We start from the raw sequence: 14,097 nt of genomic DNA, 5'->3' as shown, positions 1-14,097 counted from the left end.
CAACAGGACCAGCAATGACCGCCCGGGCCCATACACCAGACAATCAGGATGACCTCCTGGAGTATCGCCTGAGCCTCCGCCTTGGCCCGGTACACGCGCGCCAGCGCCTGGGCATTGAGCGGGAAGCGGAAGCTCGTGTATTCGGCCCGGACCGCCATTCGTTCCACCTGGAAAACATCACCTCCGCTCCACGCTTCATCAGTGTTTGCCTGAAACTGGCCGGTTTGTTCCGGCGGGGACAGCACAACAGCCGCCGGCTGGACACCGCCCACAACCAGTTCCACATCCCTGGCCTGCCCCAGGCCTTCGAAGGCTTCCGCATACTGCACCTTACCGACCTTCACGTGGATATGGATGAAGCCAACCTGCAGGCCGTCATCCGTCAAATCGAGCCCCTCGAGTACGATGTGTGTGTGCTCACCGGGGACTACCGGCGCCTCACCTGGGGCCCGATTGATGGTGCCATGGATGGCATGGCCAGGCTGCGGGACGCTATTCGCGGCAAAGCCTACGCTGTACTGGGCAATCACGACAGCGTACGCATGGTTCCTGGCCTTGAGGACATGGGCTATCACCTGCTGATGAATGAACATGCCGTACTGCAGCGTGGCGAGGACAAACTCTATCTGGCAGGTGTGGACGATGCCCATTTCTACAAGGTACACAACCTACACCGAGCAGGAGACGAGATCCCCCCGGGTGGCATCAGCGTATTACTGAGCCACACGCCGGAGATCTGGCGCGAGGCTGCCCATGCGGGCTACGACATCTTCCTGTGCGGCCATACCCACGGTGGCCAGATCTGCCTGCCCGGTGGCATCCCCGTGACCCTGGATTCCGATTGCCCCAGAGAACTCGGCCGCGGCTACTGGCGCCGCAACGGCATGCAGGGGTATACCTCACCAGGCGCGGGCACATCGGTGGTCAACGTACGGCTGAATTGCCCACCAGAGGTAACAATACACACCCTGACAAGGGGCCCCGGCTAAAGCTTGAGCTCAGTGCGGCTGATGGCGTATACCCAGGCGGTACAGTACGGGCGACAGCAGGATATTCGACAGCGTAAACAGCACCACGACAACCGCCACAATAAACCAGCCCAGGTCCAGCCAAAGCCATGCCAGAAGCATCGGCAGCAAGGCTTCGGGGATCTGGTCGAGCCCTGAGGCCCGGGCACTGGAGGCGAGCCCGGCACGACGCTTGATGAAACTGCTGATGATATCGCCAGCCAACCCCAGTAACCCGAACGCCAGGCCGAATATGACACCTATCCCGGTGATCCACGCAAACAGGCAACACGCCAGCGCACCGGATACGATACCGCGCCAGGTTTTGCTGCGCCCCAACACCGGCCGCCCGTCCCGCCATAGCCTGCCACCATCAACAGGGGCCGACCAGCGCCGGCCAAACAGCCGGGCGGCCAGAACCGGTACGCCATTTGCGAGCACCAGCATCACGAAGAGCTCGATAGAAATCAGCAATCGGCTCAGTCTCCGTCAGGGCCGCCCTTTCGGCGGTTACTTACTATCAGGCAAGCCCGCCTTTGGTCAGCTTCAGCGGGTCCATCAGTTCCTCCAGCCGGTTGCGATCCAGGCCACTGCGCTCTTCCGCCACGTCAATCACCGGTCGTCCGGTCTGGTAGGCTTCCTTGGCAATATCAGACGCCAGGCTATAACCAATTTCGGGGTTGAGTGCGGTAACCAGTACCGGGTTCTTGCCGACTGCGGCGTCCAGATGATCGGTATTCACCGTGAAATCCCGAATCGCCTTATCTCCGAGCATGGTTGAGGCGTTGGTCAGCAGTTCGATCATGTCCAATAGATTGGCACCAACCAGCGGTAACATCACATTCAACTGGAAGTTACCCGACTGCCCTGCCATGGCAACGGTGCTGTCCAGCCCCATGACCTGGGTCCCGACCATGGCCACCGACTCGGGAATCACCGGGTTGACCTTACCTGGCATGATGCTGCTGCCAGGCTGCAACGCCGGCAGGCTGATTTCCGCCAGACCGTGAATCGGCCCACTGTTCATCCAGCGCAGGTCGTTGGCGATCTTGGTCAGTACGATGGCCAGCCCCCGCAACTGGGACGACAGAGCTACGGGCGCATCGATAGCACTCTGCCCCACGAATTTATGCTCCAGGGAGCGGAAGTGGTAACCCGTATTGGAGGTGAGGAACTTAACGAACTGCCCAGGAAACTCTTCCAGCGCATTCACCCCGGTTCCCACGGCCGTGCCACCCTGGGGCACCGCCAGAAGATCATCGGCGGCCGCCTCAAGCCGTCTTTCCGCGGCGAGCAATTGCTCCCGCCAGGTTCTCAGCTCCTGGCCCAGGGTGACCGGCATGGCGTCCATCAGGTGAGTACGGCCGGTCTTGACCTGATTCGCGAACAACGCCTCACGCTCATAGATCACCCCACACAGGTGGGTCAACGCGGGAATCAGACGCTCGTATATACCCGCCACGGCACTGACATGGATAGCGGTCGGGATCACGTCGTTGGAGCTCTGGCTCATGTTGACGTGATCGTTGGGGTGAATCTCAACATCCTCCTGCGCCGCCAGGGCGGCGATGACCTCGTTCACATTCATGTTAGTGCTGGTGCCAGACCCGGTCTGATAACGATCAATGGGGAACTGGTCAGCGAATTCACCGTTTACCAGGCGGTCACCGGCCGCAACAATCGCGTCCCGCAGATCGTTATCCAGTAAACCGAGGCTGGCGTTGGCATCGGCGGCGGCCTGCTTCACTCTTACCACTGCCGCAATGAACGCCGGCGGCATTGGCTGGCCGCTTACCGGAAAATTTTCGATAGCCCTCTGGGTCTGTGCGCCCCAAAGAGCCTCTTCAGGAACGCGTACTTCGCCCAGGCTGTCTTTTTCAGTCCTGAAATTCGTCATGACATCCTCCTCTGTTCACAGGCATTGGGGCTCACCCGTTTGGCGGTGACTTCAGTCTGACATGGTCGCAAATGCCGGTAACCTGATCAAAATTCAGGATCAGGGTATGAACCGTGTTGGTGTAGGTGTCGTGAAGATGAAACTTGAAGCGGCGCTGCTTCTCCCCTTGCAGAAAACCATCATACTCCCGCACCAGTTCCCTTACGTCACCGCCTTCGTCCTTCGACCAGGTGGCGTTGAAGGGTCCCAGGACGGCACCGCCAGACAGGCATACAGTTACTTCGTGGTTCGTGAGGGCGTTCTCGGGAACGGACATGTCACACTCTCCTGACAAAACAATGATTGACAGAATAAAGTGTAGACCGTCATTGCGACTCTGAGTTCAGGGATGCGGCAAGACTGGAGACAAGAGCCCGAAGACGGTTAGGCTTTACTGGCTTGTTCAGAATGGGCAGATACTGTGTACTGATTAGCCTTCGCGTTTCATCGCTGCGGTCCGCAGTAATGATGGCCGCCGGGATGTCACGACCGAAGTGTCTGCGTACGGCATACACCGCCTGACAGCCGGTCAGGTTCTCATCCAGGTGAAAGTCCGCGAGGATGATGTCTGCGCCGCCGCAATGCGCCACAGCCTCAACCGCACTACCCGCCGTGGTGACCACGCAACCCCAACGCTCCAGCAGGGCCTGCATGCTTTCCTGTACCGGCTCTTCATTGTCGATCACCAGAACACGAAGCCCATCGAAGGACACAGGTGCAATTGGTGGCGGCTCCGCATTTTGACTACTGGCAGTCGCCTCAGTGAACCGGGCCAGAGGAACAAGAATACTGAAACAGGAGCCTTTGCCGTGATGTGAACCCACGTGGATTTCGCAGGCCAGTATCCTTGCCATGCGTTCGACAATTGCCAGCCCCAGGCCCACACCCTGGCGACCGCCACCCTTGGGCAGTATCTGGTGAAATTCCCGGAAGATGTCCTCGAGCTTTTCCTGCTCAATGCCCACACCGGTGTCCCACACCCCAATTTCCAGATTGGGACCACGCTTGCGGGCCGCAAACAGCACACCGCCTTCACGGGTATAGCGAAACGCGTTGCTCAACAGGTTGCGGAGTATCCGGGTTAGCATTCGCGGGTCAGTGCTTACGTAGCCTGTCCCCAAGCGCACCCGAAAGTGCAGCTCTGCGTTCTCAGCCACCGGTTCAAATTCCTGCGCCAGCCCTCTCATCAGTTCGCCAATATCAGTATTGACGATATCTGGCCGCATGGCTTTCTGATCCAGCCTGGATATATCCAGGAGATCCGCCAACAGGTCCTCAGCGCTCTCCAGGGACCTCCACACACGCTGGACAAGTCGGTTTTCATCCGCTGGCAGATCACTGTCTATCAGGGCGGACACCAGTAACCTGGCCGCATTCAGGGGTTGCAGCAAATCATGACTGGCCGCCGCAAGGTATTTGTCCTTACTCTCATTGGCTTCCTTGGCCGCCTCTACAGCCACAACCAGCTCCCGCTCCACTCTTTCACGCTGCTCGATCTGGTATCTCAGCACGACGTTGGCGTTCTGCAGCTCTTCAGTGCGCTCCTCCACACGGCGTTCCAGATCCGCATTAAGCTGGCGAAGTTTTTCCCGCGCCTGGTGTCGCTCGGTGATGTCCGCCACAAAAGCTTCAACCACTTCGGGGCCCAAATCGGGACGCCGCAACAGGGTTATAGCAACTTGCACCGGCGTATTATCCGCCCGTCTGAGCCGGGTTTCCCTTGCACTGAGACTGCCGTTATCCAGTAACTCCTGGCGGATGGCGTCAAACTCACCAGAACTGCAAAACAGCTGCTCACGAAGGCGGATAACCCCCGTGATCAGGGCTTCAGAGCTTTCATAGCCGCAGATCCGGGCCATGGCCGGGTTGGCGGCCACAAAGCCGCCCCGGAGGTTAGCCTGAAAGATGCCGTGAAGGGCATTCTCGAACAGCCACTTGTAGCGATTACGCTCCTTCTCCAGTTCGTCGATCCGCTCCTGCAGCGCCGGGTAGTAGTTCTTTCTTACCGACTGGCTGCCAAGGCCAAGCAGGTCTCCGATGTCGTAGTCGGCGTTGCTGGAGTCAGAGGGCTTCTTCATAAACCACTTCGACGTCACGGCGGGAAGACTTGCGAGGATTGGTCAGGATGCATGGATCCTGCAATGCAAAGCCGGACAGGTAGGGTATGTCAGACGTGGTCACACCCAGTTTGCCAAGCTTGGCCTCCAACCCTACAGCTTGTTTCAACGTGATAATTCGCGCCATCAGGCGCTGTTTGATGACCGGTTTTGACATACCGCGGGTGTCGATATCCATGGCCTCCGCCACGCGCCGGAACCGGTCCTCTGCCGAGGTGTAGTTGTACGCTACAACGTGTTCCAGCAGCAGGGCGTTGCAAAGGCCATGGGGCAAATCAAGGTAGCCACCGAGACTATGGGACATGGCGTGCACCGCCCCCAGGATGGCATTGGAAAACGCCAGGCCGGCCTGCATGGACGCCAGCATGATCTGCTCCCGAAGGTGCACATTGGCGGTGTTCAGCACCAGCGGCTCCAGATGGCGGTTGATCAGCCGGATGGCTTCCAGGGCGTTGGTGTCCGTCAGCGGCCCGCTACCAGTGGAGACATAGGCTTCAATGGCGTGCACCATGGCGTCCACCCCGGTACAGGCCGTCAGGTAGGCGTCCATGGTTTCCGTCACTTCCGGGTCGATCAGCGACACATCCGGCACCACCGCCTTGCTAATGATGGAGAACTTGAAGCGCCGGCTGGGGTCGGAAATGATCGCGAACTGGGAGACATCGGCGGATGTCCCCGCCGTGGTGGGAATCAGGATCATCGGGGGCGAGGGCGAAGTAATGGTGTCCACACCCTCAAAATCAAGAATGTTCCGGCCATGGGCACTGACAATGCCGATACCCTTGGCGCAGTCCATGGGGCTGCCGCCGCCGATGGCGACAATCACGTCACATTGGCTGGACCTATACAATTCAGCCCCGGCCATGACTTCGTCCACTTTCGGATTGGCTGAGACGCCGGTAAATACCGTGACACGGAGACCCGCTGCCACCAGGATATCCATGATTTCCGCAACCCAGCCGGCTTTCTCCACGCCAGGGTCAGATACCAGGAACACATGTCGAGCACCAAAGTTACTGGCGAAGTTGGCTACTGCCTTGCGTGAGCCGGCACCAAAGATGATCTCGGGGGACACAAACTTGCGCAGGGAGGAAATGTCGTAGCTCATGTAAGGTCTCGCCATTATGTCGTTGTTATTATGTCTCACCCGGAGTTTAACCCAACCCGAGTGCCTTCTCATCTGGTTCCTCATCCTGAGACCTGTGCCGGGATTTTCGGCACCCAAACAGCGTAGGATGTTCCTACATTCGGGTCGATACCCGATTGGTATTATCGCTAGGCCAACCTGTCTCCAAGGATCCAGCTCACATGTCCGCTGATCAACCACATCGGGTACTTCTCAGGTACGACCGGGAAGACGATCGGGATGCTTTTCTCCAGGATTTTGCCGGGGCATTTTCAATTGACAGCTACTCCTCTGACCAAGAAGCCCTGGCCGCAATTGCACGGGGCCGATCCCTGCCCGACGCGCTCGTATTCATCACCACCGACACCGATCAGTTGCTGGCGTCTTCTCTACTTCAGCAGGTCAGCAATGGTGGCTGCTGCTTGCGAATCGTCATTGGCGGCCAGTTTTCCCTCGATCAGATCATTCACTTGCTGGAGAATAGGGTTGTCGACCGCTGCTACGCCAAGCCTTGGGACATCAACCTCGTACGCACCGACCTGTTTGCAGCCACCATGTCGGTACAGGATAACGCCGGGCCCGCTCCCGTCGAGAGCGAACACCCCAAGCCGCTGGTACTGATCGTTGACGACGAACAATCGGCGACCAAGTACCTGAGCAAACAGCTGATGCGGATGCAGGACCGCTTCGAAACCCGCTGCGCCGCCAGCGCTCAGCAGGCTTTGGAGACTCTCCATCAGGAAGGTCACCGGACTGCAGTCCTGATGACAGATCAGCGCATGCCAGGCATGAAAGGACTGCAGTTGATCAACGAGATGCGACAGTCCTATCCCCATATTACTCGCATCCTCACATCGGCCTACGGGGAACTGGACGTTGCGCTGGGCGCGGTTAACCAGGGGCGAATCTTCCGTTATCAGAAGAAGCCGTGGCATGCCGCATCCCTGCTCCCGGTGCTGGACGACGCTATTGCTCAGCACCACGCATCGCGCCAGAAATCGGAGCAGTGGCAATTTGCACTTGCTGAGCGTTTCGAGGGCGTTCGCGAACGGCGAAAAGCCGCTCTTCTCAGGGCTCTGGCCGAATCGCCATCAGTTCCCTTGGCGTCACGGGACGTGATACAGAATTTCCTGAGGGATATGGACGCCATCAGCACCTTGCCTCCCGGCGCCTCCCACTTTCGTGACCATAGCCCTGAGGCTCTGGATAATGCTCTGGTCCGCGGGCTACGCGCCGAACTGACTCGGTATTTGGAGATACCGTTAACCGACGCCGTTCCCAACAACGGTACCCTGCCCGACGCCATTCAGTCAGCGCTGGATGTGCTGTTGAGCGCGTCCGGAATGAGCCGTGACCACCTCATAAGTGAGCAGGATGAGGACGTCACGACCCTTCGGCTGGAAGCCGGCAAGAACCTCCACCTATACAGTCATGTCCTTTCGCCAATGGCACGTGTTTCCAGCCAATTACTGAAGCAACAGGGCGCCTTGCTTGCGCTCTACATCATGGCCCAACAACAGGGCGGCCAAGTTCTCCTTCAGGGAGGCCAACAACGCTTCACCCTTGAGCTGTCATTGCCTCTGCGCGCGCCCTCGGGCGGGAGCCGGCAGCCGTGACAAAGGATGATATCCGGCTGTACGTCACCATCGACAAGCGCCTGTACCGGGACGCCATCCTCTATCAGCTGCTTCTTGAAGAGAACATTGATCTGGTGGGCGAGTCCGCAACCGGTGTCGATACATTGGAGCAGTTGCCGACCGTCAGGCCTACCGTGCTGATCATTGAGGAAGCCCTGCAGGACAACGATGGCCTGACCATCGCCGAAGTGGCCCTTTCCAATCACCCCGCGCTGTCTGTGCTACTGCTGGTCGAGCGACCGGTCTCTCCAGCCCGCCTGGCGATCTATCTGGAGTCAGGTATCAAAACGGTTGTGGCCAAGACTCAGTCAGTACAGGAACTCATTCGATCCCTGCACTACATTCGCAACGGGCAAGTGTATGTGGACGCGGACTCGTGCCAGGCACCCGCTACCACAACATCACCAGATCTGGAGGCGTTTAACGCGCTATCTGCCCGTGAACGGGAAGTGGCACGCCTCATGGCGGATCGGGTCGCGTTCAAGACCATTGCGGATCGACTCGGGGTTTCCTATAAAACAGTGCACTCCTACAAGGACCGAATATTCATCAAGATGGGCTTTGAACGGCAACCGGATCTGATGCTGTTCATGAAACGCTTCAGGAACAATCTCGACTCATGAAAATACTCGACGGCCTGCAACAGGTTCAGCAACTTACTCCGCGCAAGCAACGACAGTTCGAGCGTTTCTACAGCGCCCAATCCCGGTTCCGTTTCCTGCCGGTCTTTGCGGACGTCTCGCTGCTAATCACACTGATCGGAACCCTTGCGCACATGATGACGCTGGCCACACAGCTTGGCCCTGCCAACGTTCCGAGCGGACTGTTTGTCTACACCACGATTCTCTCCTGTCTCATTGTGGCCCACCGATTCAAGGCCGTGCGTTTTCGCACGCCACTGATCATGTATCTGGTTTTCCTGAACATGGCCCTGTTCAGCTATCTTGCCTTTATCAAAACCGGTGGAGATCTCACACCGACGATCGGGCTCTACTTCTTCATCAGTTTCCTCGGCATCGTGACACTGTCGCCGCTGCATACCCTGGTTATGATCGCCATCAATCTGGCCTTTCTCTACGCCGCAACCTGGGTCGCGGTACCCGCAGCGGATGTGGCAATCAAGTTGCAGGAAGTGCTGTTGAACTGGCTGGTTCTGATGTGCCTGGTCATCTCACCGTTGTTAGCCGTTTTCTTTCGTCGCTTTGTGCGCAACATCCTGGCTCTGCAGTTCCTGTTGCGGGACAGAAACCGGATGCTGAGCCGCACTCTGCAAACTCTGCAAGTGACCGAGGAAAACCTGATCCAGCAACAGAAGCACCAGGCTTTGAGCCATATGGCAAAAGGGCTGCTCCACGAAATCATGAACCCCGTCAACTGCTCGGTTCAGGCGCTGCAGTACGCAAAAGATATCAACGAAGACCCCGAACTGAGCGAAGCGATCGACGATGCCGCGGCGCATCAAAACCGGATTGCCGACATCGTCTCCGACCTTATCGACTTTTCTGTTCCTCACCCTGAGCACGCCAAGGAACAGGCGAACCTCATGGGAATTCTCAACACCGCTGCGCGCTTTACCAAAAACGAGCTGCGGGGCATTGACCTGGAATTAGCGGTACCGGAATCCCTGACGGTGCCCTGCTACCCGTCGGCACTGACCCAGGTGTTTGTGAATCTGTTTCTCAATGCAGCCTCGGCGCTTCAGAGCGGGCTGGATCATCAGTCCGCCATCCTTAATGTGTCGACAACTCGCGACCCTCGGACCCTCAACATTACAGTGGCAGACAACGGCTGCGGCATTCCCGAGGAAGAAATACGGCGCCTGACAGATCCCTTTTATTCCACCAGTGACACACCGGAAAACCTCGGGCTGGGCCTCAGCATTTGCCAGACCATTCTGCGCCACCACGGTGGGACACTGTCCATTAGCAGTGCGCTGGGGCAATGGACCCGGGTGACACTGGCGCTGCCCCTGGAGGCCGTTGGCGTCAGAACCTGAGCTGGGCGCGCACGGTGACCGCATCCCCATCGGGGCCTGCCATCAGCGCGTTGCCACTGATATCCGGAACCAGGTAATTCACCCTTAGCAGGAACGATTTACGCCAGTAATAGTTGATCCCCAGTAACGCTATCGATGCTTCGGCACCCACATCCCGCTGCCTGAGATCCACCCCGCTCCAGCGCGCCACCAGTTCGACGGCACCCAGATGGCTGAGCGGGTCAATGCGGTCAAACTCGCCTCGGCTATACCCCCGGTGTTCGCCCGTGAGCAGGTAGCCCAGTTGGGCATAACCGCCAGTGAATTGCCATTCGTCGCCCCCAACCTGCCTGACACGCTGGGTCATCGCCTCCGATGTGACGGTGACTGAATCGCGACTCCAGGCAAACTCGCCACCCAACAGTGCCAGGTCATCCGCGTCAAAACGCGGGCTTCGGATCACATTGTCGGCGCTGTAGACCTCCCCATGATCGCGTATCTGGAACCGTTCGCCGCGCATGTCACGCCAGGATCCGGCCAGGCCCAGATGGATTGTCTGATGTTCAGTGTTAAGCGGGGCAAAGGTCACGCGGCCCGTTACCGCCCTGGGCGACTTGGCATCGGCATCTTCACGGAACACGCCCAGTGCCCAGGTGGCCTTTTTACCGGCCCGGTTTACCATCACGCCTTCGGAGCGCCCCGGCGCGAAGGCGCTGGTCGCCAGGGAGCGTTCGTTGGTCATCAGGCTGGAATAGCCACTGGTACGTTCAAAACCAAAAGGCTCTTTCATCCGACCCACCTGAACGCCACCCCAGCCAAAGCCATCGTATCGCAACCACACATCATCGAATTCCAGTACCTGCTCATCACCGTCGTACTGATAGTCACCATCAAGCTCGAAGGACCAGTGTTTGCCATAGGCAAGTTCAAGTCCGAGCCTGAATTTCCGCAGTACCGTGTTCGTGGTCGAGTCAACGCCATCTTCGTCATGGAAAGCGCCATAATGGTCCACGCCACCCACCGCGTAGCCGCCGATGTCGGCCTCAAAATCAGTGGTGTCTGCACGCACCTGCAGGGAAAAGCAGGCCATCAGCCACATCACCGGCATTGCCCAGCGCAGATCGCCCATCATGATTCCTGCTCCATGCGGTAATGCATCCTTAGCTGCGCTGTATCCCGCAGAAAGCTCACGGAAACCACATCCACCCGATTCACATCCAGGCCAGTCCGAGATCGCAGGTCGGCAATCAGTTCGTCCTGACGGTCGGTGTGAATCAGGTCAATTTTTTCGTACTCGATGTCCTTCTCGCCGCACAATGGCAACATCATTCGGGTTTCCAGCAACAAGGCGATGGCGATCACCAGGCCATTCAGGCACGCCAACACCCAATGCGCCACGTTCCCGACGGCCGCCAACAGCGCCATGGCGATCACCAGAAACAGATAGGTCATTTCCTTGATGCCCAATGCTTCGGTGCGGTATCGCAACATCGAGAACACCGCGAACAACCCAAAGGCGAAACCCATGGACACGGTCACCGAATTCAGTAACGCCGTGACCAGGAACACACCCACGCCAAACAGGATGAACGAGGCGGCGTTTTCACGATGGTGGGAAAATGCGTAGTAACAACGGATCAGGATGAAAACCGAGATCAGGTTAATGATCAGGCGGATAAAGAAATGGACATCAACTGCAGATTCCATGATGACTCCTTGAAGTAGCGGTATTCTCTCGGGGCCCTGAGCGCATCAAGCTTCGACAACACTGGCTTGAAGCGGTTGGCCTTGATCCGGCCCCGGCACAGCAGCGCCGTGCCGATGCAGTATTTGCTGAAGCTGACGGGCCTGTGGCCCATCCTTTTCAGGATGTCCAGAGCGGGTGAACGCCACTGATGGCGCAACGATTTGACCTCCACCAACACAACGCCCGGCAACCCGATCCGCTGGTGTTCCCCGCTATGCTCGAAGCAGATATCCGTATCCACGGTAACCCGCTCGTGACCGGTTCTGCTGAGCAGCGTGATGCGATGGTAGTGAACAAAAAGAGCCGGCAGCATCCGTGTCGCCGGCAGGCCCAATTGCTCTTGAAGGAAGTGACGCAGAATTCGTGCGTCTGGCTCCGCCCCGGTCAATACCATTCTCTGTTTGGAGGTGCGCAGTTTGTTGGTCTTGACCTTGACCTCCAGAAAACGCTCACCGGTGGCCCGGTAGTGGCGAGTGCGGACCTTTACGCGGTTCAGTTTGCCATTGTGGTGATCGAGGTAGAGCTGCCGGCCGGGCGTATCGAAATAGAGCGTGTCGTATGCCATTCCCCGACACCCGTTCATCTCCAGCACCGTGTACTCTGCCGTCAGCTCTGCCAGACACTGGTTCAGTTCGGCAGCGTCGATCAGATACTTGGTATCCACCCGATCCATCAACGCTGACGAGCTCTGATCCGCCAGTGAGTGGGATTCAAATGCGTTCAGGCTGAAACAACTGACCATTATTCAGTACCCGGCAGGTATTCCATGGTCATGTCGATGTCCATATCCACATCGCCGGCGTTTGCGCCGCTGCCTACGCTGCTGAGGGTGATGGTGCCGGTCGCCCCCAGCGCCAGTGACACCACGTCGCCAGGTACGGATTCATCCACTTCAAAGAGCAGCGCATTGGTGGCAAAGCCATGGAGTTTATGGGTTCCGGGTATGTAATCGGTGTCTTCGATAAATACCTGCAACACATAAGGCTTGAAGCCCTGGGCGGCGTCGACACCAATCAGCAATAAACTGTGCACGGCGGGAGCCTGCTCGGTGTCAACGGAGTACACCAGGCTGTCTACTTCAAAGGCAGCGAACGTCAGGCTCGCGCTGACCTGTCGACCATCCGGCAAGGTGAAACTGAATACCCCGGAGTCTGTACCGGATACCGCTGAAACACTGGCGGTCAGGTTGGTCTTGGCCGGCTCGGAGCAGTCCGGCTGGGTATCCTCCAGCAAGGTCACCGCCTCTTCCGGCTCGTTTCCGGCGATGGCGCTGAGCAACACCTCCCGTTGCGATCGCTCATACCCGTCGTCTCCGGGCATGCCGGTGCCAAGCAGGAAGCTTTCAACACTTTCAACGTCGGCCTCCGTGGTCCCAGTCAACGCCATCACCCGCTCGATCTCCAGCTGCATCGCTTCTTCGTCCCAGTGGTTGGCCAACAGGTCTTCCAGCGCGTCCAGGTATTGCTGGCGGTATTCCGTCATCCCATAAAGCCGCTCCGCCAGACGGAAGTTACGGTACAGAGGCGCGGAGCCAGGCTTCAGGGGATGGGTTCCACGAAAGGCGGTATCGGCACCCCAGGGGATGAAGTGGAACAGCCCATCGTCCGGAGAATGGTAGAGGTAAAAGTTATTGGCGTTGCCGCTCGCCGAATCCCACGCTCCCAGCAAGGTTTCCATGGCCCAGAAACGGATGAACTCATCCACATCCAGCAATTGGGGCAACACGTCCATCATCGCCTCATCATCCAGCGCCATGGCGTCCGCAACGGCTTGCAGATCAGAGCGGTTGTTGGCGTCTTCGTTGGTCTTGGTCTCGAACCGGCGGATCAGATAGTTGCCGAAATCGGCCTGCTGCGCCTCATACAGATTGCCCGAGTCATCGCCAAACGTGCGCCGCAAAAAGGGCTTCCGGATAGGTTCAACATGGGCAAAAACCCCCAAATCCTCGCCATTGACGGTCACCTGGGCGTAGTTGCATAACGGCGCTGCGATACCGATATCCCGGAACCGGTCGTAAGCCAGGCATTGACGAACATTGGAGGGATCCTGACGATTGTTGTTCAGGGTCATACGGGACACGTTCTGGTAAGTACGCCCTTCCTGCAGGTCGTTAAAATCCAGTTTCAGGGAAGGCAGGTCCGGGCTGAGTGAACCGATAAAGCCTTTTTTCCGCACGTTCACGTTGCCCATGGTATCGCCGTCGATGGTGACGGTGGCGGGCAACTCGGTGTACTCGAACTCGGGCAAGCATTCGCGAGAGGTGTCAGCCAACGTTCGCGCCTCGGCTTTCAATGTTCGCCAGTTGCTGGCGGACATGGTGATTTCCACGTCGAGCAGGCGCTCCGGGTCAAAAATATCCCCATCACCGCCAATGTTGACCGGCTCTACCGGTGCGTCAAAATCCGAAGGGCTGGATTCGCTGCTGCTTCCGCCGCCACCGCAGCCGGTCAATACCGCCAGAGCGCCCAGCAGAACGATTGCCTTTCCCGAAAATCCATCAGTCCTTATTTTCATTGTTTTGTCCCCACATCAGGCCGAATTGGCCGGTTTCT

Annotated in this window: 13 protein-coding genes; 4 read left to right on the top strand and 9 right to left on the bottom strand. The window is 58.1% G+C overall.

Annotated elements, in window-relative coordinates:
- The first annotated feature begins 14 nt into the window (after positions 1-14).
- A complete protein-coding gene (locus ACTRWH_RS07640) occupies positions 15-989 on the top strand; it encodes a metallophosphoesterase (protein WP_085678979.1) in 975 nt (324 codons plus the stop codon).
- A 9-nt stretch (positions 990-998) separates the two neighbouring features.
- Here the strand turns inward: ACTRWH_RS07640 and ACTRWH_RS07635 are convergent, their stop codons facing one another.
- The 5 genes from ACTRWH_RS07635 to ercA are packed head-to-tail and all read right to left on the bottom strand — an operon-like array spanning position 999 to position 6,168.
- Positions 999-1,481, bottom strand: coding sequence for a CDP-archaeol synthase (locus tag ACTRWH_RS07635; RefSeq protein ID WP_462826213.1), 483 nt, complete (start codon positions 1,479-1,481; stop codon positions 999-1,001).
- A 46-nt stretch (positions 1,482-1,527) separates the two neighbouring features.
- Positions 1,528-2,904 (bottom strand): lyase family protein, encoded by a 1,377-nt coding sequence (locus tag ACTRWH_RS07630; RefSeq protein WP_462826212.1) that lies wholly within the window; start codon positions 2,902-2,904, stop codon positions 1,528-1,530.
- A 31-nt stretch (positions 2,905-2,935) separates the two neighbouring features.
- Positions 2,936-3,220 carry a hypothetical protein gene (locus ACTRWH_RS07625; RefSeq protein WP_041335245.1) on the bottom strand — a complete coding sequence of 95 codons (285 nt, stop codon included), beginning with the start codon at positions 3,218-3,220 and terminating at the stop codon, positions 2,936-2,938.
- Positions 3,221-3,269: 49 nt separating this feature from the next.
- A complete protein-coding gene (locus ACTRWH_RS07620; RefSeq protein ID WP_462826211.1) occupies positions 3,270-5,021 on the bottom strand; it encodes an ATP-binding protein in 1,752 nt (583 codons plus the stop codon).
- Positions 5,005-6,168, bottom strand: a complete 1,164-nt coding sequence (gene ercA, locus ACTRWH_RS07615; protein ID WP_462826210.1) for an alcohol dehydrogenase-like regulatory protein ErcA — start codon at positions 6,166-6,168, stop codon at positions 5,005-5,007. Before ercA ends, ACTRWH_RS07620 begins: the two co-directional genes overlap by 17 nt.
- A 200-nt stretch (positions 6,169-6,368) precedes the next feature.
- Here ercA and ACTRWH_RS07610 point away from each other — a divergent pair, with 200 nt between their 5' ends.
- The 3 genes from ACTRWH_RS07610 to ACTRWH_RS07600 are packed head-to-tail and all read left to right on the top strand — an operon-like array spanning position 6,369 to position 9,819.
- Positions 6,369-7,802, top strand: a complete 1,434-nt coding sequence (locus tag ACTRWH_RS07610) for a response regulator (protein WP_462826209.1) — start codon at positions 6,369-6,371, stop codon at positions 7,800-7,802.
- The gene (locus tag ACTRWH_RS07605; protein WP_228210108.1) at positions 7,799-8,446 is read left to right on the top strand and encodes a LuxR C-terminal-related transcriptional regulator; all 648 of its coding nucleotides are present in this window, start codon (positions 7,799-7,801) and stop codon (positions 8,444-8,446) included. Before ACTRWH_RS07610 ends, ACTRWH_RS07605 begins: the two co-directional genes overlap by 4 nt.
- The gene (locus ACTRWH_RS07600) at positions 8,443-9,819 is read left to right on the top strand and encodes an ATP-binding protein (protein ID WP_462826208.1); all 1,377 of its coding nucleotides are present in this window, start codon (positions 8,443-8,445) and stop codon (positions 9,817-9,819) included. Before ACTRWH_RS07605 ends, ACTRWH_RS07600 begins: the two co-directional genes overlap by 4 nt.
- Here the strand turns inward: ACTRWH_RS07600 and ACTRWH_RS07595 are convergent.
- The 4 genes from ACTRWH_RS07595 to ACTRWH_RS07580 are packed head-to-tail and all read right to left on the bottom strand — an operon-like array spanning position 9,809 to position 14,059.
- Positions 9,809-10,930 (bottom strand): OprO/OprP family phosphate-selective porin, encoded by a 1,122-nt coding sequence (locus ACTRWH_RS07595; RefSeq protein ID WP_136633100.1) that lies wholly within the window; start codon positions 10,928-10,930, stop codon positions 9,809-9,811. The genes ACTRWH_RS07600 and ACTRWH_RS07595 overlap by 11 nt on opposite strands.
- Entirely contained in the window at positions 10,927-11,505 is a 579-nt protein-coding gene (locus ACTRWH_RS07590; RefSeq protein ID WP_462826207.1) for a DUF4956 domain-containing protein, read from the bottom strand. Before ACTRWH_RS07590 ends, ACTRWH_RS07595 begins: the two co-directional genes overlap by 4 nt.
- Complete coding sequence (locus ACTRWH_RS07585; RefSeq protein ID WP_462826206.1) at positions 11,466-12,287, bottom strand: VTC domain-containing protein; 822 nt, start codon at positions 12,285-12,287, stop codon at positions 11,466-11,468. The genes ACTRWH_RS07590 and ACTRWH_RS07585 overlap by 40 nt, the downstream gene beginning before the upstream one ends.
- The gene (locus tag ACTRWH_RS07580; protein ID WP_462826205.1) at positions 12,287-14,059 is read right to left on the bottom strand and encodes a CotH kinase family protein; all 1,773 of its coding nucleotides are present in this window, start codon (positions 14,057-14,059) and stop codon (positions 12,287-12,289) included. Before ACTRWH_RS07580 ends, ACTRWH_RS07585 begins: the two co-directional genes overlap by 1 nt.
- Between the last annotated feature and the right edge of the window lie 38 nt (positions 14,060-14,097).

This window comes from Marinobacter sp. G5_S1_61_S3, from assembly GCF_054968585.1.
The sequence above is the reverse complement of the archived record's forward strand: the minus strand, read 5'-3'. Positions and strand labels throughout refer to the sequence as shown.

Coding starts and splice junctions, on each gene's coding strand:
- ACTRWH_RS07640 (WP_085678979.1), top strand. CDS start 15: ATGACCGCCCGGGCCCATACACCAGACAATCAGGATGACCTCCTGGAG.
- ACTRWH_RS07630 (WP_462826212.1), bottom strand. CDS start 2,904: ATGACGAATTTCAGGACTGAAAAAGACAGCCTGGGCGAAGTACGCGTT.
- ACTRWH_RS07625 (WP_041335245.1), bottom strand. CDS start 3,220: ATGTCCGTTCCCGAGAACGCCCTCACGAACCACGAAGTAACTGTATGC.
- ACTRWH_RS07620 (WP_462826211.1), bottom strand. CDS start 5,021: ATGAAGAAGCCCTCTGACTCCAGCAACGCCGACTACGACATCGGAGAC.
- ercA (WP_462826210.1), bottom strand. CDS start 6,168: ATGAGCTACGACATTTCCTCCCTGCGCAAGTTTGTGTCCCCCGAGATC.
- ACTRWH_RS07610 (WP_462826209.1), top strand. CDS start 6,369: ATGTCCGCTGATCAACCACATCGGGTACTTCTCAGGTACGACCGGGAA.
- ACTRWH_RS07600 (WP_462826208.1), top strand. CDS start 8,443: ATGAAAATACTCGACGGCCTGCAACAGGTTCAGCAACTTACTCCGCGC.
- ACTRWH_RS07595 (WP_136633100.1), bottom strand. CDS start 10,930: ATGATGGGCGATCTGCGCTGGGCAATGCCGGTGATGTGGCTGATGGCC.
- ACTRWH_RS07590 (WP_462826207.1), bottom strand. CDS start 11,505: ATGGAATCTGCAGTTGATGTCCATTTCTTTATCCGCCTGATCATTAAC.
- ACTRWH_RS07585 (WP_462826206.1), bottom strand. CDS start 12,287: ATGGTCAGTTGTTTCAGCCTGAACGCATTTGAATCCCACTCACTGGCG.
- ACTRWH_RS07580 (WP_462826205.1), bottom strand. CDS start 14,059: ATGAAAATAAGGACTGATGGATTTTCGGGAAAGGCAATCGTTCTGCTG.